23 protein-coding genes, 2 tRNA genes and 1 pseudogene are annotated in these 24,242 nt (G+C 65.4%); 9 read left to right on the plus strand and 17 right to left on the minus strand.

Annotation, left to right across the window (positions count from 1 at the left end; genetic code table 11):
* The first annotated feature begins 14 nt into the window (after nt 1-14).
* Nucleotides 15-956 carry a S1C family serine protease gene (locus AVR91_RS20570; protein WP_063274446.1) on the plus strand — a complete coding sequence of 314 codons (942 nt, stop codon included), beginning with the start codon at nt 15-17 and terminating at the stop codon, nt 954-956.
* Between the two features lie 87 nt (nt 957-1,043).
* Here AVR91_RS20570 and AVR91_RS20575 read toward each other — a convergent pair whose 3' ends face one another.
* Both AVR91_RS20575 and AVR91_RS20580 read right to left on the minus strand, forming a co-directional pair.
* Complete coding sequence (locus AVR91_RS20575) at nt 1,044-1,421, minus strand: DUF3224 domain-containing protein (protein ID WP_063274463.1); 378 nt, start codon at nt 1,419-1,421, stop codon at nt 1,044-1,046.
* Between the two features lie 47 nt (nt 1,422-1,468).
* Complete coding sequence (locus tag AVR91_RS20580; RefSeq protein WP_063274445.1) at nt 1,469-2,995, minus strand: helicase HerA-like domain-containing protein; 1,527 nt, start codon at nt 2,993-2,995, stop codon at nt 1,469-1,471.
* A gap of 112 nt (nt 2,996-3,107) precedes the next feature.
* Here AVR91_RS20580 and orn point away from each other — a divergent pair, with 112 nt between their 5' ends.
* From orn to AVR91_RS42835, 3 genes are all read left to right on the plus strand, one after another.
* Nucleotides 3,108-3,716 carry an oligoribonuclease gene (gene orn / locus AVR91_RS20585; protein ID WP_076153439.1) on the plus strand — a complete coding sequence of 203 codons (609 nt, stop codon included), beginning with the start codon at nt 3,108-3,110 and terminating at the stop codon, nt 3,714-3,716.
* A 77-nt stretch (nt 3,717-3,793) separates the two neighbouring features.
* Nucleotides 3,794-3,869 (plus strand) — tRNA-His (locus AVR91_RS20590).
* A gap of 114 nt (nt 3,870-3,983) precedes the next feature.
* Nucleotides 3,984-4,379, plus strand: coding sequence for a hypothetical protein (locus tag AVR91_RS42835; RefSeq protein ID WP_143254039.1), 396 nt, complete (start codon nt 3,984-3,986; stop codon nt 4,377-4,379).
* 51 nt (nt 4,380-4,430) lie between these two features.
* Here the strand turns inward: AVR91_RS42835 and AVR91_RS20605 are convergent, their stop codons facing one another.
* Nucleotides 4,431-5,651 (minus strand): Ig-like domain-containing protein, encoded by a 1,221-nt coding sequence (locus AVR91_RS20605; RefSeq protein ID WP_211282745.1) that lies wholly within the window; start codon nt 5,649-5,651, stop codon nt 4,431-4,433.
* A 195-nt stretch (nt 5,652-5,846) separates the two neighbouring features.
* Here AVR91_RS20605 and AVR91_RS20610 point away from each other — a divergent pair.
* A tRNA-Lys gene (locus AVR91_RS20610) sits at nt 5,847-5,919 on the plus strand.
* Between the two features lie 437 nt (nt 5,920-6,356).
* On the opposite strand, the gene AVR91_RS20615 is transcribed toward AVR91_RS20610, so the two are convergent.
* Nucleotides 6,357-7,247, minus strand: coding sequence for a LysR family transcriptional regulator (locus tag AVR91_RS20615; protein WP_063274441.1), 891 nt, complete (start codon nt 7,245-7,247; stop codon nt 6,357-6,359).
* 129 nt (nt 7,248-7,376) lie between these two features.
* Between AVR91_RS20615 and AVR91_RS20620 the strand changes: the two genes are divergently transcribed.
* The gene (locus AVR91_RS20620) at nt 7,377-8,381 is read left to right on the plus strand and encodes an NADP-dependent oxidoreductase (protein ID WP_063274462.1); all 1,005 of its coding nucleotides are present in this window, start codon (nt 7,377-7,379) and stop codon (nt 8,379-8,381) included.
* 65 nt (nt 8,382-8,446) lie between these two features.
* Here AVR91_RS20620 and AVR91_RS43855 read toward each other — a convergent pair.
* Nucleotides 8,447-8,974: pseudogene (locus AVR91_RS43855) on the minus strand (transposase); the annotation flags it as partial.
* A gap of 212 nt (nt 8,975-9,186) precedes the next feature.
* On the opposite strand from AVR91_RS43855, the gene AVR91_RS20630 reads away from it, so the two are divergent.
* Nucleotides 9,187-9,654 carry a MarR family winged helix-turn-helix transcriptional regulator gene (locus tag AVR91_RS20630; RefSeq protein WP_063274440.1) on the plus strand — a complete coding sequence of 156 codons (468 nt, stop codon included), beginning with the start codon at nt 9,187-9,189 and terminating at the stop codon, nt 9,652-9,654.
* A 595-nt stretch (nt 9,655-10,249) separates the two neighbouring features.
* On the opposite strand, the gene AVR91_RS44510 is transcribed toward AVR91_RS20630, so the two are convergent.
* Entirely contained in the window at nt 10,250-10,825 is a 576-nt protein-coding gene (locus AVR91_RS44510; protein ID WP_394329959.1) for a tyrosine-type recombinase/integrase, read from the minus strand.
* On the opposite strand from AVR91_RS44510, the gene AVR91_RS43180 reads away from it, so the two are divergent.
* Together AVR91_RS43180 and AVR91_RS20650 are read left to right on the plus strand one after the other, a co-directional pair.
* Nucleotides 10,774-11,298: a hypothetical protein gene (locus tag AVR91_RS43180; RefSeq protein ID WP_158077409.1), complete on the plus strand. Its 525-nt coding sequence runs from the start codon at nt 10,774-10,776 to the stop codon at nt 11,296-11,298. The two genes, AVR91_RS44510 and AVR91_RS43180, sit on opposite strands and share 52 nt — an antisense overlap.
* A 157-nt stretch (nt 11,299-11,455) precedes the next feature.
* Nucleotides 11,456-12,202, plus strand: a complete 747-nt coding sequence (locus AVR91_RS20650; protein ID WP_228709269.1) for a class I SAM-dependent methyltransferase — start codon at nt 11,456-11,458, stop codon at nt 12,200-12,202.
* Nucleotides 12,203-12,384: 182 nt separating this feature from the next.
* On the opposite strand, the gene AVR91_RS20655 is transcribed toward AVR91_RS20650, so the two are convergent.
* The 11 genes from AVR91_RS20655 to AVR91_RS20705 all read right to left on the minus strand — a co-directional run bounded on the left by AVR91_RS20655 (nt 12,385) and on the right by AVR91_RS20705 (nt 24,212).
* Entirely contained in the window at nt 12,385-13,560 is a 1,176-nt protein-coding gene (locus AVR91_RS20655) for a YcaO-like family protein (protein WP_063274437.1), read from the minus strand.
* On the minus strand, nt 13,553-14,953 hold the full coding sequence (locus AVR91_RS20660) for a TfuA-like protein (protein ID WP_063274436.1): 1,401 nt from the start codon (nt 14,951-14,953) through the stop codon (nt 13,553-13,555). Before AVR91_RS20660 ends, AVR91_RS20655 begins: the two co-directional genes overlap by 8 nt.
* A 39-nt stretch (nt 14,954-14,992) precedes the next feature.
* Nucleotides 14,993-15,904, minus strand: coding sequence for a phytanoyl-CoA dioxygenase family protein (locus AVR91_RS20665; protein ID WP_063274435.1), 912 nt, complete (start codon nt 15,902-15,904; stop codon nt 14,993-14,995).
* 35 nt (nt 15,905-15,939) lie between these two features.
* A complete protein-coding gene (locus AVR91_RS20670) occupies nt 15,940-17,244 on the minus strand; it encodes an MFS transporter (protein WP_063274434.1) in 1,305 nt (434 codons plus the stop codon).
* The gene (locus AVR91_RS20675) at nt 17,225-18,787 is read right to left on the minus strand and encodes an amino acid adenylation domain-containing protein (protein ID WP_063274433.1); all 1,563 of its coding nucleotides are present in this window, start codon (nt 18,785-18,787) and stop codon (nt 17,225-17,227) included. The genes AVR91_RS20670 and AVR91_RS20675 overlap by 20 nt, the downstream gene beginning before the upstream one ends.
* Before the next feature lie 26 nt (nt 18,788-18,813).
* Complete coding sequence (locus AVR91_RS20680) at nt 18,814-19,029, minus strand: acyl carrier protein (protein WP_158077411.1); 216 nt, start codon at nt 19,027-19,029, stop codon at nt 18,814-18,816.
* 26 nt (nt 19,030-19,055) lie between these two features.
* Nucleotides 19,056-20,168 (minus strand): acyl-CoA dehydrogenase family protein, encoded by a 1,113-nt coding sequence (locus tag AVR91_RS20685; RefSeq protein WP_063274431.1) that lies wholly within the window; start codon nt 20,166-20,168, stop codon nt 19,056-19,058.
* On the minus strand, nt 20,165-20,608 hold the full coding sequence (locus tag AVR91_RS20690) for a hypothetical protein (protein ID WP_063274430.1): 444 nt from the start codon (nt 20,606-20,608) through the stop codon (nt 20,165-20,167). Before AVR91_RS20690 ends, AVR91_RS20685 begins: the two co-directional genes overlap by 4 nt.
* Entirely contained in the window at nt 20,605-21,402 is a 798-nt protein-coding gene (locus AVR91_RS20695) for a hypothetical protein (RefSeq protein ID WP_143254042.1), read from the minus strand. The genes AVR91_RS20690 and AVR91_RS20695 overlap by 4 nt, the downstream gene beginning before the upstream one ends.
* 15 nt (nt 21,403-21,417) lie before the next feature.
* A complete protein-coding gene (locus tag AVR91_RS20700) occupies nt 21,418-22,770 on the minus strand; it encodes a hypothetical protein (RefSeq protein WP_063274428.1) in 1,353 nt (450 codons plus the stop codon).
* 473 nt (nt 22,771-23,243) lie between these two features.
* Entirely contained in the window at nt 23,244-24,212 is a 969-nt protein-coding gene (locus AVR91_RS20705) for a ParB/RepB/Spo0J family partition protein (protein ID WP_063274427.1), read from the minus strand.
* Nucleotides 24,213-24,242: the final 30 nt, after the last annotated feature.

Raw genomic sequence — 24,242 nt, forward strand, 5'->3', positions numbered from 1 at the left:
GCGAATCTTGTTCCATGACCGAGAACGAGAGTCGGCCAGGCCCCGCCTCAACCGGTGGGCACCAGCCGCCGCACCAGCAGCAGTACCCCGGTTACACCCCTTGGCAGGCCGCGCCGAATCCACTCGTCACCCCGCCACCACGCAAGAAGGGCGGCCGGGTCGCCGTCCTCGTGAGTGCGACGGCGCTCGCCGCCGCACTCGTCGGCGGTGTCGGTGGAGCCGCGATCATGGGGCTCGGCTCCACGTCGTCGGCGTCGGGCACGGGTTCGTCCGCGGTCGCCAACGGGCAACTGGTCGGGAACAACACTTCGGGTGACGTCAGCGGGGTCGCCGCGAAGGTGACGCCGAGCGTCGTGCAGGTGAACGTGACCACCGCCCAGGGTGAGGCCGTCGGCTCCGGCGTCATCCTGACGGCGGACGGGCGCATCCTCACCAACGCCCACGTCGTCGCGGACGCCGAGGGCGATGTGACCGTGACATTGTCCGACGGCAAGCAGTACAAGGCGAGCGTGGTCGGCGCCGACACGAAGGCCGACATCGCGGTGCTCCAGGCGAAGAACGCGAGCGGGCTGACCCCGGCTTCGCTCGGCGATTCCAGCAAGCTCGCCGTCGGCCAGCAGGTCGTCGCGATCGGCTCGCCCGGCGGGCTGCAGAACACCGTGACCACCGGGATCGTGAGCGCGCTGAACCGCAAGCTCGACGAGTTGAGCAGCGGGCAGGAACGGCGTTCGCCCTACAGCAGGACCACGAACGAAGCCGGGCCGAGCTACACCGCGATCCAGACCGACGCCCCGATCAACCAGGGCAACTCGGGCGGCGCGCTGGTCGACGCGCAGGGGAACGTCATCGGCATCAACTCGGCGCTGTACAACCCGGCATCGACCGGCAGCATCGGCATCGGTTTCGCGATCCCCATCAACGACGCGAAGAAGATCGTCGAGCAGATCGTCGGCTGATCCCGCCGTCTGGACCGCTGTCAGGGGGCGGCCCAGCAGGCACAGCCCGTGAAGGCCTCCTTGTGCAAAGGAGGCCTTCACGGGCTTTCAGAGTTCGTACGTGAGGGTGAAGGTGTGGTTGCCCTCGTCGTCCTGGACGATCTCCGCCGTTCCGGTGATACCCGCAAGTTCACCGTGGCCCGAGCCCGGCAAGACGATCAGGTGATGCCCGTTCTCCCCCGCCGAGTGATGCAGGACGAAGCCGCCCTTACGCCCGCCGACGGAGACGGCCAGCCGCTCGAAGGCGACGTACGCCGACGACGTCTCGTTCACCGCCGTGAGCATCTCGACGGCGCTGGTGCCTTCGACGTCACCGGTGAACGTCTTGGTCAGCAGCACCCGCGAGAACTCGGTGCCTTCGGCCTTCTCGGTGGCTTGGGGATCCCAGCCGTCCACAGTGAACGACGCTGTCGCGCTCTTGGTCATGTCACCGAGTCTGCCGGGCATACCTGACAGATCGCGTCAGGTATTCCTCACCGCCGCCGGTTCCCGAACAGGCCGCGGGTGATCTCCCGGCCGAGCGCGCTCGCCGCGGAGCGGAGGAACGACTTCACCGCCGGGTTCTTCATCGCCTGCTCGACCATGCCCGGCTCTTGCTTCTCCGGCTTCGGAGCGGGGGCTTCGGGCGGCGGCGCCTCACCGGCAGGCGGTGCGGCCACCTTCGCGGCGAGCTTCTCATAGGCCGACTCACGATCGATCGTCTCGGCGTACTTCGCGTGCAGATCCGAAGACGTCGTCGCCGCGGAGATGGCTTCGGCGCCGATCGAGCCCATCTTGGAACGCGGCGCGCGCAGACGGGTCCACGCGACCGGCGTCGGCGCGCCCCGTTCGGAAAGGACGGTGACGATCGCTTCGCCGATGCCGAGCGACGTCAGCGCTGAGTCCAGCTCGTAGTGCTTCGTCTTCGGGTACGTCTTCACCGTCTTCGCCAGCGCCGCCTGGTCTTCGGGCGTGAACGCGCGCAACGCGTGCTGCACGCGCGCGCCCAGCTGGGACAGGACGTTGTTCGGGATGTCCGTCGGAAGCTGCGTGCAGAAGAACACGCCGACACCCTTCGACCGGATCAGCTTCACGGTCTGCTCGATGCGCTCGAGGAACGCCTTCGACGCGTCGTTGAACAGCAGGTGTGCCTCGTCGAAGAAGAACACCAGCTTCGGCTTGTCGAGGTCGCCCTCCTCGGGCAGCTCCTCGAACAGCTCGGCCAGCAGCCACATGAGGAACGTCGAGAACAGCGCGGGTTTCGACTGGAGGTTGTCCAGCTCCAGCAAGGTCACCATCGCCTTGCCGTCGGCCTCGCGCATCAGGTCGTGGACGTCCAGCTCGGGCTCGCCGAAGAAGTCCTCGCCGCCCTGAGCCTCCAGATTGGACAGCGACCGGAGGATCACTCCGGCCGTCGCGGCAGAGACACCGCCGATGCCCTTGAGGTCCTCCTTGCCCTCGTCACTCGTCAGATGCGTGATGACCGAGCGAAGGTCCTTCGTGTCCAGCAGCGCCAAACCGCGCTGATCGGCCCAGTGGAAGATCAGGCCGAGCGTCGACTCCTGGGTTTCGTTGAGCCCCAGCACCTTCGACAGCAGGATCGGGCCGAAACTCGTGATCGTCGCCCGGATCGGCGAGCCCTTGCCGCCCGTGCCCAGCGACAGGAACTGCACGGGGAAGGCGGCGGGCTCCCAGGAGTCACCCAGCTCTTCCGCGCGTTTGGCGATCTTGTCGTTGCTTTCACCCTGCGCGGCGAGCCCCGACAGGTCGCCCTTCACGTCCGCCAGCACCACCGGAACCCCGGCGGCCGACAGCTGCTCGGCGATCAGCTGCAAGGTCTTCGTCTTGCCGGTACCGGTCGCGCCCGCGACCAGCCCGTGCCGGTTCAGCGTCGCCAGCGGCAGGCGGACCGCCGCGGCGGCGTCGGCCTTGCCGTCGATCACGACGGCGCCGAGCTCCACCGCCGCCCCGTCGCTCACATACCCCTGCGCGATCTCCTGGGCTGGACCCTGTTCGGCCACTGTCGCTCCCCGATCTGTGACATGACTCACCTGAGGATGCACACGGTGCCAGCAACGCGCCGAACCCGCACGTCGCGCGCCACGAATCCCCGGGTCGGGTTAGGGTTTCGGGGTGAACGACCGCCTAGTCTGGATCGACTGCGAGATGACGGGGCTCGACCTCGGCAAGGACGCGTTGATCGAAATAGCCGCGCTGGTGACCGACGCCGAGCTCAACGTCCTCGGCGAAGGTGTCGACATCGTCATCCACGCCGACGACGAAGCCCTCGACGGCATGCCGGAGGTCGTCCGCGAAATGCACGCCCGCTCGGGCCTCACCGAAGAGGTCCGGCGCTCCACGGTCACCATGGAAGAAGCCGAGCAGCGCGTGCTCGAGTACATCCGCGCGCACGTGCCCGAGGCCAACGTCGCACCGCTCGCCGGCAACTCCATCGCCACCGACCGCGGCTTCATCACCCGCGACATGCCCCTGCTCGACGCGCACCTGCACTACCGCATGGTCGACGTCTCGTCGGTGAAGGAACTCGTCCGGCGCTGGTACCCGCGGATCTACTACGCCAAGCCCGAGAAGGGCCTCGCGCACCGCGCCCTCGCCGACATCAAGGAATCCATCGGCGAGCTCGACTACTACCGTCGCGTCGCCTTCGTGCCGCAGCCCGGCCCGACCACCGAACAGGCCAAGGCCGCGGCCGCTGAAGTGCAGGAACGCCACGAACGGTAACCCGTTGCGAGCCCCGGAAACGGGCACGCTAATATAGTGCGGCCGAGGTGATGGGGGGTTCCCCGAGCCCGGCGATGGTGGGCGTAGCTCAGCTGGTAGAGCACCTGGTTGTGGTCCAGGAGGTCGCGGGTTCGAAACCCGTCGCTCACCCCATCGACCCCAGTTCGGCCGGTACTTCCGGCAGGCTGGGGTTTCGCTTTTTCCGGGTATCGGTAACGCGGCGTGGCGCTCGCGCGAGTTCAGGAAGGAACTCGCGCGGAGGATGCCATGAGACGCTGGCTGGTCTTGGGAGTCTTCGTGGCGGCCGGCGCCTGCACCGCGTCTCCACCGAGCCAGGTGCCCGTACCGGCGATCACGTCGACCCCGGTCACGACCGTGACGGTGGCGCCGTCCACTTCGGTACCGCCACCGGTGACCGTGACGGTGACCCCGCCCAAGCCGACTACTTCTCCGGTCACAAAGTCACCTTGGCGTTGCGAGCCCGGCTATCCGAACTGCACCAAGGCCCAGTCCCAGAAGTACCTCGCCGAACTCGAGTACCAGAAGTGTCTCCGTGATCCGGAGAAGATCTGGGACATCGGCACCCAGAAGTGCCGCTACAAGACCAGCGGCGAGGTGCAGTGGGAGCACTTCTACGGCCCCCTGCCGCCCGGAACGCCATGAGGGTCCTGTCAGGACGAAAACCGTCCTGACAGGACCCTCATGAAGAACAGGTCAGTTCCGGTCGCCGCCGGTCTTCCAGTCGTCCCACGACATCTGCCACACCGACCAGCCGTCGGTCGGCTCCAACACCTGCGGGCCCGAGTTGGTGACCGTGATGATGTCACCCTTCTTGGAAGTCTCCATCAGCCACTGCGCGTTCTCGGTCGACAGGTTGATGCAGCCGTGGCTCACGTTCCGCTTGCCCTGCGAACCGACCGACCAGGGCGCCGAGTGGTAGAAGATGCCGCTGTTGGACATGCGCACCGCGTACTTCACGAACGTCCGGTAGCCGGCCTTGCTGTCCGTCGGGACGCCGTACGTGCTGGAGTCCATCGTGTACCCGTTGTGCTCGCTCATCACCGTGTAGGTCCCGGCCGGGGTGCTGCTCGACGGCTTGCCCATCGAGATCGGCATCTGCCTGACCTCCTGGTCGTTCACCACGACCTTCATCTGGTGCGTGCCGCCGTCCGCGGTGGCGACCAGCTTGTCGCCGACGACCACCTTGGCCGGCTTGTCCTCGCGGCCGAAGGTGTTGTTGCCGAGGTTCTTGCCGTAGATCGCGGCGTTGACCGAGATCTTCGTGCCCGCCTTGAAGTACTCCTTGGGCCGCCACATCACGGTCTTCTCGCCGAACCAGTGGAACGCGCCCTCGGTCGGCGGCTCGGTGACGATCTTCAGCGCCTTCTCGGTCGCGGTCTTGTCGGGCACGTTGCCGGTGAAGGTGAAGATCAACGGCAGGCCGACGCCGACCGTCTCGCCTTCGACGAGGTTGATCGAGACACCGATCTGGCGGCCGGGCTTGGCCGTGGTGAACGTCGAGGTCGCGGTGACCGGTTTGCCGTCGGTCCCGGTCGCGGCCGCGGTGACGGTGTAGCTCTTGCCGTAGCCGAGCGGCTCCGCCGACTCCCAGCCCGAACCGTCCTCCTTCGGCTGGCCCGCGACGACCTTGCCGTCGGCGCCGGTCAGTTTGACCTCGCCCACCTTGCCGTCGGCGACGGCCACGGTGACCGGCTCGCCGGGTGCCACGTTCGCCGCACCCTGCGCCGGGGTCAGCGTCATCACGGCGGGCTTCGGCTCCGGCGCGGGCGCTCCGCTCTGCTGCGAGCCCCCGGGGGCTCCACCCGGCGACGGCTGTTCACCCGACGGTGTACTGGTGCACCCGGCCAGAGTGAACCCGGCCACCAAAGCCACCAAAGCCACCCGCGACCGCCCCGTCGCTCCCCAGACCCTCATGCACACCGCCCGTTTCGCGTGGTACCAACCCCTACGTCTGGCTATAGTCTGCCTGACCGGCCGCAACGCTCGCGGCCGGATGGCCGAATACGTCCCGGCCCGACGTAAGGGGACCCCCCTGAAACGGGCCCCAGCAACCCTGTGTTAATGTTTTCCACGTCGCCGAGGGGAACACCGAAGCGGCGGAACAAGCAGGCGCCATTAGCTCAATTGGCAGAGCAGCTGGCTCTTAACCAGCGGGTTCGGGGTTCGAGTCCCTGATGGCGCACAGTTCGGAATCGAAGCCCACCTGCAGGATTTCTCCGCAAAGAGGATCTTGCCGGTGGGCTTCCATCTTGGATGGGCCCGGCGTGAGGCCGAATGAGGCCGCACCGACCACCCTTTATTTCTTGGCCTTCTTGCCTCAGCTCCGGCCTCCTTTTCGTCGCCGGGCGCCTTTCTTGCCTGCTTGGCCTCGCAGTGAGGTCGCAGCTTTACGGGCCGCTTCCAGTACCAGCTCCGCCGTTGCTTCCGCGGCGCTTTGAGGTCGCCGCCTGCGGCCAGCGGCAGGCTGGCCGCGCCGTGCCGCAGGTCGTCCAACGTGCGACCTGGTATTTCCGCGTGGCATGAACACCCGCCAGGCGGTTGGTGTCCGTACTACTTGCTCACATCTGGGGTGTGCGGTGTATGTGCGTACCTGCCGTTCGCCGCGTGGTGTTTGTGCGGTCAAGCCATCACGTGGGGTTTTGCCGTTGCGCGTAGTTCGGTGACCAGTTGTCGTACCGCCAGGGACTGGGCGGTGGCGTGGGTGGTCACGTACACGATTCGGCGGGTTGGGGCGTTGTCGCCGAGAGGGGTGATGGTGACGCGTGGGGGTGTGGTCATGAGGCTGAGCTTGGGCAAGATGGTCATGCCGATACCCTGCGCGACCATCGACAGGGCGACGCCGTCGTCGGCGACGTCGAGTGTCGCCTTCGGCAGCCAGTCCTGGCGGGCCCACCACGCTCGCGTGTAGGAGGAACAGTTTTCCGCCCAGTCGATCAACGGCAAGCCTTGTGGCTCCCGGTTCCTGGCCGGGTGCACCATCAGATACGGCTCCCGTAGCAGTTCGCCCACGACGAGCCCGTTCGGTGGCCGCGAGTCCTCGGCGAGCGTGGCGATGGCGACGTCCGCGCGGCCGTCGGCGACCTCACCCGCGGTGCCCCTGCCGAGTTCCGGCACGATCAGCACCCTGGGGTTCAACTCGGGATGCTCTGCCGTCAGCCTACCGAGCGCGGCGGGCAGCAGGTGGGCCGCGGCGCTGCGGAACGCCGCGATGCGCAGTGGCCCGGTCAACGCTCCAGTGGCCGCGCCGCGCGCCTCGGCGACGAGCAGGTCGAGCTGGCGCAGGATCTGACGCGCGTGCACGAGGACGCGGTGTCCGGCCTTGGTCGCCCGCGCGCCGGTCCTGCCGCGTTCGAACAAGACGGCCCCGATCTTCCGTTCGCAGACCCGGACCGCGTGGGACACCGCGGACTGGGTCAGGCCCCGGTCCTCGGCCGCGGCGGTGAAACTGCCGGTGCGCGCGACAGCGAGCAGGAGGCGTAGCTCGCCAGGGCTCAGGTCATTGGTGCTCACCGGACCAGGCTAGCCGTTTCCATGAACTCAATTCATGGAAACAAGCGGTCCACCAGCGCGACGGTCTGCCCGGTCGTCCGCCTCCCGCTTATGGTGCTCGTCAGGCCCGTATCCGCGAAGGAGATCCCCGTGACCCGCAGTGTCAGCGCCGTCCGCCAAGTCCGTCGTCCGCAGGGCGAGCCGCGCAGGGAGGACTTCGCCTTCATCACCGAACCGTTGGCCGGTCCCGGCGATGGACAGGTCCTCGTCGAAAACATCTATCTGTCCGTCGACCCGTACATGCGGGAGCTGATGGACTTTGGCGGCTGGGAAAAGGGAGCCGGGCTCGAAGGCCGCACGCTGGGGCGGGTGATCGAGTCAAGGGTGACGGCTCTCCCGGTGGGAACCATCGTCTTCCACCGGCACGGCTGGTGCACGCACGCCGCGCTCGCCGAGGCCGACGTTCGGGTGGTCACCCCAGTGGACGGCGTTCCGCTCAGCGCTTTCCTCGGCATCCTCGGCGGAACCGGGCTGACCGCGTACGTCGGCCTCACCCGCATCGCCCGGTTGCAGCCCGGCGAGGACCTGTTCATATCGGCCGCGGCCGGCGCCGTCGGCAGCGCGACAGGACAAATCGCGCGACTGCTGCACGCGGGCCGGATCGTCGGTAGCGCGGGGTCTGCGGCCAAGGTCGAGCACCTGACCACGCGGCTCGGCTTCGACACCGCGTTCGACTACCACGCTGGCCCGATCCCCGACTCACTCGCGACAGCGGCGCCGGAAGGCATCGACGTCTACTTCGACAACGTCGGAGGCAACCACCTCGCGGCTGCTATCGACGCGCTGCGCGATCACGGGAGGATCGCCTGGTGCGGTGCGGTCGCCCAGTACAACAGCCTGGATAATCCGCCCGCCGCGCCGTACAACCTCTTCGACATCGTCGGCAAAAGCATCCGGTTGGAAGGTTTCCTCGTGCGCGACCACATGGACGCGCGTGAGGAGTTCGAACAGTTCCTGATCCCGCACGTGCGGCGCGGCGGGATCAAGGTCGACGAGACCGTGACCGACGGCTTCGACACCATCGTCGACGCGTTCCTCGGTATGCTACGCGGCGAAAACACCGGCAAGACGCTTGTCCGCGCCACACCGGAATGACCCACCAGGGATCCGCCGCCCAGCCGTCGGGACTGTAACGCGAACGGTGTTTCCGGCCGTGGTTATCAGTAGGTCTCAGCGCCCGGCCAGCGGTCACTGAAGGTGATCGAAAAAGCGTTTAGTGCGGGTTCCATCGCATCTTCCACCGGGCTTGCCCGGTGGCGGTCGAGTCCAGACTCCGGGTGGCCAGATACAAGCACTTTAACGCAGCTTGTTCCGTCGGGAAATGGCTACGTGCCCGCACCGCGCGACGATACCTTGAATTCAAGGATTCAATCGCACTCTTGGAACACATCACGCGACGAATCTCCGCAGCATAGTCCAAAAACGGGATGAACTCCTCCCATGTGTTGCGCCACAAACGGATCATCGCGCCATACTTACGCCCCACCAGTCCTCCAGCTCATCCAACGCGACCGCCGCACGCTTCGACGCGAGCCGGAACCACGCACGTCTGCGCGATCGTCGCAGGCCACGCATTCGCCCAGGTCACGGTTTTTCATTTCAATCAACACTTGCATCCAGAACTTCGCACCCTCGACGCCCTGACCGGCCCGCAGCCCGAGCACATCCCGACGACCTTCCATCGTGACATCGGCCCAGCTGATTAACGACGGTCAGCCGTCGTAGCGGAACGAATACGTCTTGTGCCTAAACTGCACGCAACCCGGCTGGGCGTTCACCGCGGACGGCGAATCGTCCTGAACATCACTTGCTTGACTTCAACTTTACTTGAGGTTCTACGGTCTCCGTATGATCTGCACTGCCTGCAGGTCTTACGGAGGCCTACCAGGAAAGGACATCCATGACGACCCAGCAGATCTCCGACGCTGAGCTCGCCGGACAGCCCGCCGCGTACTGGACCGGTGTCACCTACGAGGCGCTCATCGCATACACCCGGGCCCAGCAGGCCGAAAAGGGATACACCCAGCCGCAGTTCTGGCTGCTGCGCAACCTGTCGGCGAACGACATCTCACCTGACGGCGAGGGGATGACCCTGCCGGAACTTCGAGAGGTCATGACCTCCTATCTCCGGCCCGAGGACGATTTGAAGGCGGAGGCCGAGGTGCTCCTGGATCGAGGCTGGCTGACCCAGGACGCCGAGGACCGGCTGTGGCTCACCAAGGAGGGGGAACAGGCCCGCGTCGACCTCGCACGCAACGCCCCCGCGATCCGTGCCGCCCTCCACGAGGGCATCGACGACGCGGACTACGTCACCACACTGAAGGTGCTCCAGCAACTGGTCCGCAACACTGGCGGGATCGTCGCCTGATAGACCGAGGGGTCGATGACGCCGCCCGCACCGTGTTCACGGTCGGTGGTCCCCGCGACGGGCGTACCGAAACGATCGGCACGCGCCCGCCGACCACGGGCGATCGCACCGCCGCGCGGGTGTTCGGGCGCGCGTTGACCACCGCCGGGGTGCGTGACCGGGTGGCGACGAAGACGACCTCGCCGATTCCGCCCGGTCGCCTTCGGATGCGCGCTCGGACTGTCGAGCCCCCGGTGCCGCGCGGTTGCTGATCATCGTGTCCGACGGGAAGATCCGCGACACGCCCCGCCGCAACGGGCAGCAACTTCTCGACCGGTTGCGCGCCACCGGTCGCGCCGTGTCGTGGATCTCCCGGACGTCCCTGGGCGCAAGCCGACGACCGAGGCGACCGTGCACGTGATGACCGCCCCCACGACCACCGCGCAGGCCAGTGGTCGCACCGCACGGCAACGCAACCCTTCAAGGCGGCTGGGCCAAGCGGCAATCCGGCGTCCGCGAGCCCTAGAGGACCGACTCTTAACCAGCGGGTTCGGGGTTCGAGACCCTGATGGCGCACAGTAAGAAACCAAAGCCCACCAACGATTATCCCTTGATTTCAAGGGTGTCGTCGGTGGGCTTTGTTGATGTGTGAGCCCGAGGTGGGGCCATCGTGAGCCCCGTCAAATGTCCCTCCATGATGAATGAGGCGGGGACCTCGGCCGCGGCCCTGGCTTCGTTGTTGTCGACCACGAGTGGCGCGCGACCTGCAGATCTTCTGACCGCGTTCGTAGCCGGCTCGACGAACCAGGCTCGCGGTCGCTTCGGCGCTGGCATGGGCGAGGGACGGGAGCACGCTGGTGTAGGTGTCGGCCGTCAGGACGATGCTTGCGTGGCCCAGCAGCGCTTGCACCGTCTTGAGGTCGTTCCCCGCGGCCAGCGACAGCGTCGCCGCGCCATGACGGAGGTCGCGGAAACGTACCGGCGGCAGCCCAGACTTGATGATCAGCCGACGGAACGAATGCGATACGTAACTTGGGCTCCAATACTGCCCATTCCCGTGCGCGAAGACCCAACCGTCCGGAGCGCCTCCGCCTGGGCCGCGGTCTTCGGCAGGCACACTACCGCTTTGCAGTCCCGCTCTTGAATCTGATGAGTCACCGCCAAGGTCGCCTCGTCGAGATCGAGGTCGCACCAGCGCAGGCCAAGGGCCTCGCCACGCCGCAACCCGGTCAAGGCCGCGACATGGAACAAGGGATGCAGCGGATGATGCCCAGCGAACTGGAGAAACGCCGCGTGCAGCTCGCACCGGCCTGGCGCGGCCTCGGTGGAGTCGGACGACTACTCACCGCCCGGCTGCTCCGCTGGATCTGCACTGACCCACGACTCGTCGCTGTACTGCCGTTCCCCATCGACCTCGACCGCGGCCTGCTCAAAGACGACTCGATCTTCGAACCGGCACTCGAAAAAGTACGCCGCACCTGGGCAGCACTCGGATTCCAACCCGCCACCGATCAGCTGTGGATCATGGACCCTGCGGACGGAGCACACGAGAGCACCATCACCAGCTCGATGCACACCTTGGCATTGATCGATAGACCGAACTCACACGTATCGCACCATCGCTTCGCTTTGCGACACAGCGCATGGACATGTCCGGCACGGTGACGACACTTTTGTCGGCATTGACCAGCTCCCATGGGCCTCGGCGGATCAACCGCCTGCCCCGTCCAACCAGCCTAATGTAGTGATCATGACAACGGCAGCTCAAGAAGCCTTCCTACGTGCGTTCCACGCACATCGCCCCGCGGTTACCTCTGGCGCGATGAGCCAGGGCCGCGCGTCGGACGGCCGATCGAGCTACGAGATACTGCGAGACCAGGTCGAGGGCCATCCACGAGTGCTCGACCTCGGTTGCGGTGACGGCTTTCTGCTCGACTTGCTCGCCGGGGCCGGGCATGTCGTCGCCGGAGTGGACCTCTCGGGCGCCGAACTGCTGGTCGCCCGGCAGCGCCCATCCCTCGCCGCTGCGACGCTGCTCGAGGGACGAGCCCAGGCGCTGCCCTTCACTGACGGCGCCTTTGATGCGTGCGTGTCACATATGGCGTTCATGCTGATGCCGGAGGTCGAACGCGTCGCCGCGGAACTGGCCCGTGTCCTGATGCCCGGAGGACGACTGGCTTTGGTGCTCGGCGGCGGCGGAGCCGGCGGGGACGGCGCTTATGAACTGTTCCAGCGGCTGCTCCGGCCCGTGCTGGCCGACGCCCCCGCCGAACACCGGACTCCGCGACTGGGCGACCGGCGCACCCGGCACCGCGAAGGTATCGACGAGATACTCACTCCGCCCGGATTTTCGCCTGTCGAGTGGGCTACGGAGCAGATAGATCTCAGCGGCAGCGCCGAGCAGGTGTGGTCGACCGTCTCGGTGACCTACAACCTGATGCCCCTGGACCCCACGATCGTGAAGTCGATCGAGGACGAATTCCTGTCCCAGGCAGCCGGGCTGCGCGACGCCGGTGGCCGGGTCCCCTGCACCATGAACGTCCACGTGGTCACCACGACACTTGGCTGATCCGGCTCGCCGACCGCACGAACACGACGTTCTCGCCCTGCTCTTGCCGGAAGGTCTGTTTCCAGCACTCCGGAGTGCTGGAAACAGACCCATTTCACCGGTTCCGCTGCCGGTGTCTGTGCGCGGGTGCCTTCCGAATCATGAGGTCCCGCAGATCCTTGGGAACGAACGTCCACCTGGAGTCAGTACCTCGGTCTCGGCACCACATGCCGGTCGGCGAACCTGAGCCCTGGCGCGACGACCTTGACGACCGCGAAGTCCTCCGAGGTGCTCAGGTTCACGGCGATCGGCTCCACTCCTGTGAAGTCCTGGATCCTTCGGCTAATCCACGCGAGTTCCGCCTCGACATCGTCGAACTCCGGACCACCGCCTTCCGAGCTGATCTCCGCGAAGGAGGCGAGGTCTCGAGGAACCGGCGGCAGCTCGCCGGAGCGACGCTGGACGTGCGCGTACATCGGGGCGAGATCATCACGGGTGCCGCTGATCGCGGTGAGCCTGCTTTGGACGGATTCCGTGATGGCCCGGCTCAGGGCAACCCCGACCGAGGCGTGTGCGCCCGAACCGACCGAAAAGACCGGGAAGTCGTGACTCCACACGTACGCGACGAAGCATGCGATGCCCCATCTGTTCGGCACCATGGCGATCTCGAACACGGCGTCCGCATCGAGGATCTTGTCGATCAGTTCGGCACAGGCAGGATCTTCCACACTGGCCGGGTCGATATTGACCCGGCCGTCGAGCGAAGTGGTCAGATGTCGCAATGAGTTGCGTTCGAGCACTTCGTAGACCGCGTGCAGGGTGGCCTCGGGCACGTTGTTGCCCGAGGCCAGCCCGTTACTCCCGTTGCGCATGCCGAGCGGTGACCAGTCCGAGGTCAGATTCCGGGCCATGTGCACCATGTGGTGCGGCACCAGCAGGGAGCTCCCGCCGACCAGGCCACGACCCGACAGCCAATCCAGCGGCGTCCGGTCGCCGACCAGACCTCCCGGGTAGTTGTCCAGCTGCTCCAGCCGGTACGGCAGGCCCAAGTCCACCGCCGGGACGTCGCGGACGTCGGGAGGCGGGCAACCGTACTCGGCGTGCCACAGCTCGATGGACTCCATCACCGCTGAGATCTTTGCCAACAGCAGAGAATGCCCTTTGCCCTGTGACACGCTCAAGGTTCTCGCCAACGGCCGGACCGCCATACAGACCGGGATCCCGATCACGTCTAGCCCGGTCACATCGGCGACCCTCGTCACGCCGTAGGTGCTCAGATGCGGCCGCATGACCTCCCAGGTGTGCTCGGGGAGCCGAGTGCGGTGCGTGCCGGTGAAAAAACTCTTGCGAGTGCCCGCGGTCACGATCTGTTCAGCCATGGGCAGCGCTCCTGTCTTCGCGTAGCAGCACTTTGTCCACCAGACGCGCCGCGTGCGCCGCGTGCCGCAAGTAGAACGGGCGGACGGCGGCGACCGCCTCGTCGACAGAGATGAACCCACGATCGCGGGCGGCCGCTGTGAGATGGCGATCGTCGACCTCCACCCCCCAAACCGTACCGAGATGGGTTTTCAACCTCGTGGTCTTCAAGTTGTCGATGTGTTTGGTGTGGTTCACTCCGGCCACCTCGCGGTTGATCACGAAGGACTCGGCGACCGCCTGTTCCGTGCGTGGCAAATCGACGAGGAGCCCTTCGGCATCGAACGGCGTCCTGGGGAAGTCAGGAGACTTCGAGGAGGACCGGACCAGGACACGGACGACCAGTTCCTCCTCGTCACGGGACGCCAACTCTTCCGGGGTGAGCCATTCGGCCGTCCGATCCGCGGTGAGCAATTCGAGGCCCCGTTCAGGCAGAGCGGCGGCCGCGAGGGCCCGTTCTCGCAATGGCAGGTCGGCTCGGGCGGTCCCGGATCTCGCGACACGGCTCAGGACGTGCCGCTCCCATCGGAGTGGAAAGTCCAGGTCGTAGATCTGCTGGTAGTTGAACACGGCCAGCCCGGAGCCAGGCGACGCGGACACACTCGGGCCGCGGAACTGCGCGAGCCATCGCGCCAGGTGCATCGTGCGCCAGTCGTCCTTGCTCTTCCAGTCGAGCTCAGGCGTGCTCTCAACGAGACCAAGCCGTCCTTGAGCCACCACGTCGAGTGCCAGGAGAGCGTCCTGCCGTTTCAAGTCGCCGGCGCTCGGCGATGTCTCGACGAACCTCCGGACGACGGCGACGGATCGGTGCAGACCGCCACCAAGAGACACCGACTCGGCTTCGAGCACCGGCCACTTCCGCAGGGGATAGGGCAGACTCTTCGCGAGTTCGACGATCCGCTCGGCATGTTCCGCGGGAATGGTCCCGTCGGTCACGCAAAGTCCGACGGCATGCCGGACGTTGACCAACGCCTCGCTGAGCAGTCGCCAATCAGGTGGCGGAGCGTGGGTCACCGCCACTTCGTCGTCCGCGTCGATGACGCCGTCCCGGTACATTTCGAAGACCGAGCCGATCCCGATCATGCCGTACCGATACATCTCGGCGGCGCGCAGCGCGCCCATGCTCGACGCGCCGGCCACAGTCGCGCCGGCGGCCATCACGTCGAGGATCTCCTTGTGCCGCACCGCCGGTTCCTGGTGGAACAGCCCGTCGATGACCAGCACCACATCACCTTCACCGGCCCGGAGCCTGAGCAGGTCGCCGAGCTTGACCGGCCCGTGCACCACGGCTCCGTCGAGATGCCGGTGTACTTCGTCATGGCCGAGGGTCGGGCCGGCGAAAACATGGACGGTCACAGCACTCCTCCATAGCGAAAATTACTTGCCGGGCAGGCGTCAACGCCGGACCGTGCCTTCCTTCAGCCGAGAAATCATTCTCAGCGTGGTGTCGATCGGCGCCTCGTCGTCCAGTGATACCGGCCGCAGCGGGACATCCTTATTGGACAGAGCCACGCGCTCGTTCCAGGTTTCCTTTCCGCTAAAGGGAATTGTCTCGCCTTCGTTGTATTCGGGGTACGCACGATAGAAGTTCACGTCCTTGACTGGACGGCCGCGGACCAGGATCGGATCGAGGTAGAGGTTGTCGCTGCTGATCCGGGTCGAGGTGGAGATATAGCCGAGGTCGAGGCCGCAACGACGGACGTTCGACGTGTTGGGGCCAGAGCAGTGCAGCAGATTGGGGTGATGGATCGAGACGTCGCCAGGGCTCAGCTCGATATCGACGATTCCCCGCTCGGCCGACCACTCGTTGACGATGTCCTGATCGGCCATCGAGAAGAGCATGTTGGGCTGGTCCGTCCGCAGCGTGGGCTCGTGGAGCGGCAGGCGATGGCTACCAGGAACCATCCGGAGGCAGCCGTTCTCGGTGGTGCTCGGATCGATGGCGACCCAGACTGTCAGCGCCTCCATCGGGTCCAGCTTCCAGTACGCGCCGTCCTGATGCCACAACACCGGCTGACCGTCGAGCGGTGGCTTGCAGATGTAGTGAGCGGTGAAGGAAGCGAGATCCGAGCCGAGGAAGTACTCGGCGATATCCACTAGTCGGGGGTCCGAAATCAGGCGCACCCAAAAGGCGTCGTGCCGGATCAACGGGTGGTGGAAATGTTCGGGCCGAAGGTCTGGGTATTTTGCCATGAGCCATTTGACGTGTGAGTCGACTTCGGCGACGAGGTCGACTGGGAGCACGTCACGGATGATGGCGTAACCGTTCTCTTCGTAGTCGGCGGCAGCCTGTTCCAGTTTGTTCATACTTCGCTCCTCTTTCTTCGGCTCGAGTGATCGCCTCAGCTCTCGGACTTCTTTCCCTCGTCCGGTACTTCCCACTCCACAGGAAGATCACGTTGGTCGCGCAGCGGCGATCGCAACAGGATCACCGTGGGAAGGGCCATCTCCAGTACCGCGATCCACAGTGCGGTGCCGGTGGACCACATATGGGCAAGCAGGCCTGCGCTAAGGCCACCGAGTGTGGTCGCCCCGCGTGTGACGACAATGTAGGCCGCCGACACGCGTCCGAGGTACGCCGACGGCGTCACACGCGCGCGCAACCCGGCTCCGGCGACCGACCTACCCACGATTACGAAGTTGATCCCGATCGCCGCGGCGAAAGCGAGCGGCACCGCGATAGTCGTGAACACACCGGCGAACGGCATCGCCAGCAAGACGAACGGGGCCAGCCCGGCGAACAGCAGCGTCATCCTGATCTCGCCGTAGCGCCGCCGCAGGTGGGGACACATCAAAGACGACAACACTCCGGAGACCGCTCCCAAGGAGGCCTGCAGACCGAAGACCCAAGGCGACATACCGACGTCGCGCAGCAGGAACACCGGCAGCGTCGCGAGCAGGATGCCGATACCGAGATTGAACAGGGACGTTTGGACCAGCATCAACCGCAAGAAGGGCTGCCGCCACGACATTCGCAGGCCCTCGGTGATGTCCCGGCGGAAGCTCTGCCTCGATTCCCGGACCGCCTCACGGACCTTCCGCTCTACGCGGATCCCCTGCACCATCAGCGCCGAAGCGGCGTGGCACACAGCGGCGAAGAGGTACAGCAAGGGCGCAGCCACACTCTGCGTCAGGAAACCGGCGATCCCGGGCGAGACCGCTTGGATCGCGTTCTCCGAGGTCTGGAGGCGAGCGTTCGCATCGGCGATGTCCCGCTTCGGCATCAGCTCCGGGAGCACACTCGTGTGGGCGATGTCGAAGAACACCCCCGCCAGGCTCTCCAAGAACGCAACGACGAGCAGCTGCCCGACGGTGAGCACGCCCAGAACGTAAGCCAACGGCACGCTGCCGAACGCCAGTGCGTAACAGACGTCTGCACAAATCAGCACTGTCTTCTTGTTCCAGCGGTCGATCCAGACGCCCGCGGGGAGGCCGAACAAGAGGTAGCCGACGCGGGTGAACGCGAAAATCAGGCTGACCTCGAGGGGACCAGCGTGCAGAAGCAGGACCGCGGTGATCGGCAGCGCGAACCCCGCGACCTCGCCGGCCGAGTACCGCAGCCCGTTCGCACCCCACAGACGTCGGAATGCAGGTTGCCGGAGTACCTCTGTATCCCGGTTCGAATCGTTACGCACCTTCGCGCTCATCAAGGTCCTTTTCCCTGTCACGAGCCGGCAGCCGCGCGAGATCGGCGAGGGACTGGCGGTCCACCTTGCCGTTGGTCAGTTTCGGCAGTTCAGTGGACATCGTGACGATCCGCTCAGGAACCATGTAGGCGGGCACATACTCGCGAAGCAACTCATGCAACGGCTTCGCGTCCGACGGCCGCGCGGTATTGACGAAGGCGACGATCACGGTTGCCGCATCCTCGCCGGACACCGCGACGGCCGCGCATTCGCGCACTCCGCACAAGGCGCTCAGATGGCGTTCAACCTCACCGAGTTCGACCCGGTAACCACTCACCTTGATCTGACCGTCGCGGCGGCCAAGGAATTCCAGCTCACCCGAGTCATTCCGGAGGACGAGGTCTCCGGTGGGATACCAGTCCCGGCCGTCGGCGGTGACCACGAAGGCCTCGGCTGTCCCGTCCAAGTACCCCGTCATCAGCGTGGGACCGCGGACGAGGAGCTCGCCGGACACGCCGGTGGGAACAGGCTTCAGTTCCTCGTCCACGACGGCGATCTCCGTGCCCGGCAACGCGCGACCGATCGGGATCACGGCGTCCGCCGCGACCTGCGCGGTAGGGATTTCATAGGTCGTGCACACATTGCTCTCGGTGGGCCCGTACACGTTGAGAAAACGAGCGCGCGGAACTCCCGCGAGCAGAACATTCATGTCCACCGGCCGCATGACCTCGCCGCCGAACACCACGGCCCGTACCGAGCGCAGCTCGGGAAGCAGATCCCGGCCTCGCCTGGCGAGCCACGCCATGGTCGAGGTCACGGCATAGATAATGGTGGTGCCAGTGTCCCGACAGAACTCCAGATACTTCAGAGGGAACGACACCGCGGCGGGGGGAGGCAGTGCGACAGCTGCGCCCACTCGTGCCGCGCCGAACAGATGCAGCGTCGACGGGTCGAAGTGCAGCGGCGAGGAGCTGAGGAGCACGTCTTCGGGGCCGAGCTTCAGTTCCGCTACCGCCCAGTCAAGGAATGCCCTGGCACTCGCCTGCGTGTGCATCACCCCTTTCGGACGGCCGGTGCTACCGGAGGTGTGCAGCACGTAGGCCAGTCCTGGAACAGGTTCCCGCGATCCGGCACCTGGCTCGGCGACCCACAGCTCACCGGCAGGCTCAGCCTCATCGGTAAGTATGCGCCACCTCAAGTCCGGCAGCAGGGACTCCCATTTGCGCCGCGTCACGCTGTCGGCCACCAATGCCCGCGGCTGGGTCTGCTCGACGATCAGCGCCGCTCTGGAGATCGGCCCTTCCGGGTCCACGGGCACGAAGGCGGCGTCGGCGCGGAGGATTCCGTGCACGGCGGCCACAGCCGAGATGGTCTTCCTGCCGTGCCACACGACACAGTCGCCGGGGCGCACCCCGCACTCCGCCAGTGCCTTGGCGATCCCAGCCGCGGCGCTGTCCAGCTCCGCGTAGGTCCAGGCGACCGTTCCATCGGTTATCGCAGTCGCTCCCGGCAGTTGGACAGCCGTCGCGCGAAGCTCGTCACCGAGAGTTCTGTTGTCTGACATTATCCACGTCCTCCGCGCTCCTGGCCTCAGCGATCCTTCGACTCGATGAACGCCGCGATCGCACGAACGCTCTCGAAATTCCGGGGGTCGATGTCTCGGTCCCCGACGTGGATCCCGAAGTCCCGCTCAAGCCGGGCGACGACTTTGAGCAGGGTCAGCGAGTCGATGATCCGTTCCGCGATCAGTGGCGTGTCGTCACCGACCTCCTGTCCGGGCGAAATGTCGCGAATAACAGCTCGCACCGTGGCGAGTGAGACAACTCCGGACATCACAGTCCCAACCCTTCGGCGATGACTTTGATCTGCATTTCGGAAGTTCCCGAGTAGTAGCGGCTCGCCAGCGCGTCGGCCATGAGCTGGATCGCGCCCGTCTCCGGTAACAGGGCATAGCCGCCGTACAGATCGGGAAGTTCGCGACTGAACGAGGTGAACTCGTTGCTCACCGAAAGTTTCGTCAACGATGCCCGCCCGTGGTCAAGACGGCCTTCATCGGCGAGCCGAGCAGAACCGAGCAAGATTTCCCGGGCACAGGTCAGATTCAGATACATTCGTACCAACCGTTCGCGGATAGCGTCATAGGCGCCGATAGCCTGTCCGAATTGGACACGAGAGTTGACGTACTCGACCGCTCTACGCTGAGCTCTGGCCATCAGTCCCAGCACCGGTGCGAGAATGAACGCCCGTTCGTACCGCATGGCGTGCATGAGCACCGCGAACCCGCTGCCTACTTCGCCCAGCCGAGCGCGGTCGGAGACCACGCAGTCGTCCAGGCGCAGGCCGTTGAACCGGGCGCCCGCCAGCGCGGCCTTGGGAATTTCCTCACCGATCACGAGCCCGGCGGTCGCCCGCGGCACCAGGAAGGCGGTGAGCGCGCCGAGCGCGCTTCCTTCGCCGGTGCGGGCGAGCACGAGGAAGACGTCCGCGGTCGGACCGTTCGTCACGAAGGTCTTCCTCCCGGTCAGCCGCCAGTGCTCACTGCCGTCCGGCTCTGCTTTCGTCCGCAGTGAAAGCAGGTCAGAACCGGCATCAGGTTCCGTTGCGGCGAACGCACCGACGACCTCTCCCCGCAGGGAACCCATCAGATAGGTCGCGTGCTGGCTCTCGGTGCCGAACTCTGCCAAAGGGGACTGAAAAGCCCACAGGTGCGCGGAAAAGGCGAACGGCAGGCCTCCGACACCACTCTCGTCGGCGATCGCTTCCAATGCCAGACATGTCATCTCGAAACCCGCGCCGGTCCCGCCCGAAGTCACCGGGAGAGGTGAGGACAGGAGTCCACACTCGGCCCCCGACCGCCAGGCGGCCGTATCGAGGAGGTTGTTTTCCCTGGCCCAGTGCCGAACACCGGTCACCAAGTCGGTCTCGTGCGGGGCCGTTTCACTCATGACGGGACTCCTTCGGCGGAGGCGGGCCATTTGAACGCGTGGTAGGCCTTGACCATGCCTCGATCGGCCATCAGCGGCGGGTTCTCCACCGGAGGCGCTAGCACAATCAGATCCGTTTCGCCGCCCGCGCCGATGGTCTGGGCCAACCAGGTGAACACGTCCTCGGGCACGTTCCTTCCGCGGAAACTCGGCTTCAGCTTGATCTCGTGGAGCAACACCCGTCGCGGGCTGCCGGGGCGGAGCCTTCCCAGCTCGGTGAGTGCGAAGACAGCGGCGACCTCCCTGTCCAGTTCGACCACGTGGTAGACGGTGCTGCGCTCCATGTCCGCTCCCGCCAGCCGCCACGCGAGTTCGTCACGATCGCCGCACAGGTAGAGGCTCCAAAGCGTGTCGGCGTCGTCCGGGACAGCCCGCCGGAACCTCGCCCGTTGGCCGGTCACGCGCGACCACCCGTCCGATCGGGTTGCGACGGCCGGGGCGCGATCGCGGCCTTGGCGCGATACGCCTCCCAGTCACGGATCGCCGACGCCAGCTGCGTCTCGTAATCGGCGTCCGCGATGAACCCATGATCACGGCCATTACGCAGCTTGACCGCCCGCACTCCGTCGCTGTACCCCGCCCGCTCCAGAATCGGGCGCAGGTGCTCGAGCGCGTAATAGGCTTCCTTCTCCGAGACCACCGCGTGCAGATAGCGGGCGACGCCCGGCGTGAGCCAGTCATCCATTTGCCTTGTGGTCGGAACCGGCTCGCCCCATGCGGGCAGATCCAAGAACGGCACAGCGTAGCGCTCCCACTGCCACAGCTGCTTCGGGTCGTCATGCGGAGCGATGACGAACGCGAGATCGTCTGCACCAGAACGCATCCAGTACTTCAGTGCCGCGTAGCCGCCCGACGAGAGCCCGTGCCAGACACAACCGGTGAAGCCGTACTCAGCCATGACGGACTCGCGCAACTCGAGCAGCTTCGGCAGGAACTCGTTCTCCCCCAGCAGGAACCAGCCGCAGTTGGATCCCTTAGTGTGCATGTGGATGGGGTCGCAGACGAACAGGCACGCCTCCTGTGCGGACCGCGTCCACTGCCTGCGGGCGAACACCGGCGGTGTATGCGCCTCGATACGGCTGGCGCCGTGGAACAGAACGTGCAGATAGGAGCTGACCGGCTCCTCCGGTACCGCCAGATCGTATTCGAGTACGTAACCTGCGGAGTGGACGAATCTTGATCGCCCTGTTTTCACCGCAACCTCCATGTGCTAGCCGAGATAGAGCTTGTCGATGTTCTTTGGAATGACCGCCGGGAAGAAAAGTGGTATCCGCCGCGGCTGTGACCGGTCCTCGATCGGCTCCATATCGCCGGTATCCCGGTTGTTCACCACGGCTCGCGGGACGAACGTCGTCCTCCACCGTGCCGCGGCCGTTTCCAGATGACGTACGACTGATTCGTGCACCACAGCATCGGCGCGGGTAGCCCGATAGAGAAACTCAGGACCGATCATCTTGAGCAGCGGCTCCGGGATCCGAGCAGGAAGAGTCAGTGAATAGTAACGCGGCCAATCACGAAGCCCGCCACGCTGTAACCAAGAACGGCCGAACGGGCGCAAGCCGGTGAACATGGCGAAACTCCATTCCAGCTTCACGCCTGCGACGAGAAGAAGTGCGTTGATCACGAACACAGCGGCGATCGCCCAGTGCACTGGCGCGGCTCCAGCCACCAGCGCCGCCGGCTCCTCGGCGGACAGGGAAAGTACGATTGCGGCCAGGACTCCGAAAAGAGCACTCTCCACGACATCCCTGAAAAAGAAGCGCGACTTACGTATTTTCCCGCTCTTCCAGCGGAACAAGACGGCGAATCCGCATGAGAGAGCACCCATGAGCCAGAGGAGACCGGTCTGAGCAGGAAGCACCACGTGATCCGCTTGCGCTGAAAACATGGTCACCCACAAGGTCATCGCTATGATCGAAAACGGAAAGTTGCCGGTGAGACCGAAGACCCAGTGCATCAGCAGGGCAAGCAGAAGCCCCCATTCGCCGCCGCCTGGCACCAAAAGCAATACTCCGACCACGAGCTCGACCACGACGACGGCGGCTGGTACCCAGCGAAGGAGCGCGCCGGGCACCGGTAGACCGAGCCCTCGCGCGTAGTGTTCGGCGATCACACGGCCCGGACTCTGCTCACCGGTGAGGTAGTCCTTGTTCACCTTGAAAAACGCCGCCGACAAGTACACACCCGCGAGCAAGTCACGGGCCACGACCCAGTCCAGCTCCGACGGCGTGCATGCGAAGCCGACCAGCGCGAGCATCGCGAGCCAGACATGATTGGCCAACCGCCGCTGAATCGAACCTACCCACAGCACCACCAACCCGATCCCGATCAGCTGCCCGGTGAGCCCCGGCACCGTTCCCTCGACGACCAGCGCGGCTGGAAGCATGATGGTCTGGCACAACGAGTTGGCCCACCGCGGAAGCATGAGCGGGAACACCGGCGCGTAGCTGCGGCATAGTTCGGCCAGTCCATGTTCGCAAAGCCTGCCCGCCAAATGCGTCAGTAGCCCCACAACGATGAGCGCCGGCGCGCCCAGGAACAGAGTTGACGTCTCGCCGACCACGACTTTCCCTCCAGTGCGGAGATGTGGGGGTGGAGCCCGGGGACCGAGCCCCACCCCCGTTTCACACCCCTCAGCATCCGGCGTTGTTCACGATCGCCCGATCACCTGATGGATGTAGCAGACGAGTGAACCGGGATCAGTCCGGCTCGCTTGCACTCATCGCAACCACGGAACCCTCGAAGAGGTTCTCGAAGTCGTCCTTTGTGATTTCCTCGACCAGGCTGACCGTTTCGGTCACCGTCGTTCCCTGCATGATCTACCAACCTTCACTTTGTTGGACAGAACAGTCAGCGCCGGATCGGCATTGACTGAAGTCATTTTTGCGACGATCCAAAGGTGCGTCAACGGATCAAGGTTGCACACCTCACTTGAGCTCGATTCATACACATGGACGGCCTTTCGCTTCCCACGCAGCAAGAGACAGGTATCCCGAACGCAATCGGGATACCTGCACTTTGTCCGCTTTTTCGCATCTACCGGGCCACGCGTGGACCCTCTCGGTCGAGCCCATCGGCCAATTCGGCCAGCCGATCGGCGTAGTCACGGATGAGAAACACCACTCTGTGACGTTGGTGCGACGGCACGCATTCGGCCAATTTCACCCATCGACCCGCCTCAATGGCACAACTCTGCAGAATTCGCAGCAGCAACCGGCCACTCTCGGTGAAACGCAGTGCAGGGTCCTTCATCAACTGATCGAGGCCGCCTGCCCGATCAAGATCGCCTGCCATCCCAGGCGCCGCTCGATCGCCAGGTTTCACTACGGCTTGTCGTCGGGACGGCAGCACCGAGTCCCCGTGCGCCATCCTTTTCCGGACGTCCCGCACAGTGTTGGGCGCAATACCCACTTCGCGAGCGATCTCCCGCAATGAGGCGTCCGGCCGCAGGAGGATCAGCTCCGATGCGCGCTGGCGCGCGAGCGCCACTCCAGGAGGTCTCGCCTTACCGTCCGCGCCGATCCGGCTGTTCAACTGTCCGGAATGAACGTTTGAACGCCGACGGAGCGCACCGACAGTGGTGGGCGAGAGACCAGCTGTCCTGGCGATCCGGCGGTCCGACCACTGCGGGTACGACACGATGATGCGCTCGGCCGCAGCCACCCGGTCGGAAAGACTCAGCGGAAGGCCATGGGAACCGTTGCAGCGCACGGCGAGCACGAAGGCATCCTCGATGCTGCCATGGAACAAACGCGCGGCGATGAACTCCTCACCTCGTGCTCGCGCCGCCGCCAAGCGATGCATGCCGTCGATGACCCGCATGGTCGGTTCATGCACGATGATGGCGGGCAACGTGACATCGAGCTCAGCGAGCGTTCGGGCGTGGTCGACATCCTCACCGTTCATTCGCGGCGAGTCGGCGGGACGCAAGTCGCCGATCCGCAGCATTCGCTTGGCGGACAGTAACTCGGGCAAGGGTATCGAACCTACGTCTACCTTGATCATGCCTCTCTTCCCCCCTGTGGAGCCAGGTGA

It is taken from the genome of Amycolatopsis keratiniphila subsp. keratiniphila (assembly GCF_001620365.2).
Lineage (GTDB): Bacteria > Actinomycetota > Actinomycetes > Mycobacteriales > Pseudonocardiaceae > Amycolatopsis > Amycolatopsis keratiniphila.

Coding starts and splice junctions, on each gene's coding strand:
- AVR91_RS20570 (WP_063274446.1), top strand. CDS start 15: ATGACCGAGAACGAGAGTCGGCCAGGCCCCGCCTCAACCGGTGGGCAC.
- AVR91_RS20575 (WP_063274463.1), bottom strand. CDS start 1,421: ATGACCAAGAGCGCGACAGCGTCGTTCACTGTGGACGGCTGGGATCCC.
- AVR91_RS42835 (WP_143254039.1), top strand. CDS start 3,984: ATGAGACGCTGGCTGGTCTTGGGAGTCTTCGTGGCGGCCGGCGCCTGC.
- AVR91_RS20605 (WP_211282745.1), bottom strand. CDS start 5,651: ATGAGGGTCTGGGGAGCGACGGGGCGGTCGCGGGTGGCTTTGGTGGCT.
- AVR91_RS20630 (WP_063274440.1), top strand. CDS start 9,187: ATGACGACCCAGCAGATCTCCGACGCTGAGCTCGCCGGACAGCCCGCC.
- AVR91_RS20650 (WP_228709269.1), top strand. CDS start 11,456: ATGAGCCAGGGCCGCGCGTCGGACGGCCGATCGAGCTACGAGATACTG.
- AVR91_RS20655 (WP_063274437.1), bottom strand. CDS start 13,560: ATGGCTGAACAGATCGTGACCGCGGGCACTCGCAAGAGTTTTTTCACC.
- AVR91_RS20665 (WP_063274435.1), bottom strand. CDS start 15,904: ATGAACAAACTGGAACAGGCTGCCGCCGACTACGAAGAGAACGGTTAC.
- AVR91_RS20670 (WP_063274434.1), bottom strand. CDS start 17,244: ATGAGCGCGAAGGTGCGTAACGATTCGAACCGGGATACAGAGGTACTC.
- AVR91_RS20675 (WP_063274433.1), bottom strand. CDS start 18,787: ATGTCAGACAACAGAACTCTCGGTGACGAGCTTCGCGCGACGGCTGTC.
- AVR91_RS20685 (WP_063274431.1), bottom strand. CDS start 20,168: ATGAGTGAAACGGCCCCGCACGAGACCGACTTGGTGACCGGTGTTCGG.
- AVR91_RS20705 (WP_063274427.1), bottom strand. CDS start 24,212: ATGATCAAGGTAGACGTAGGTTCGATACCCTTGCCCGAGTTACTGTCC.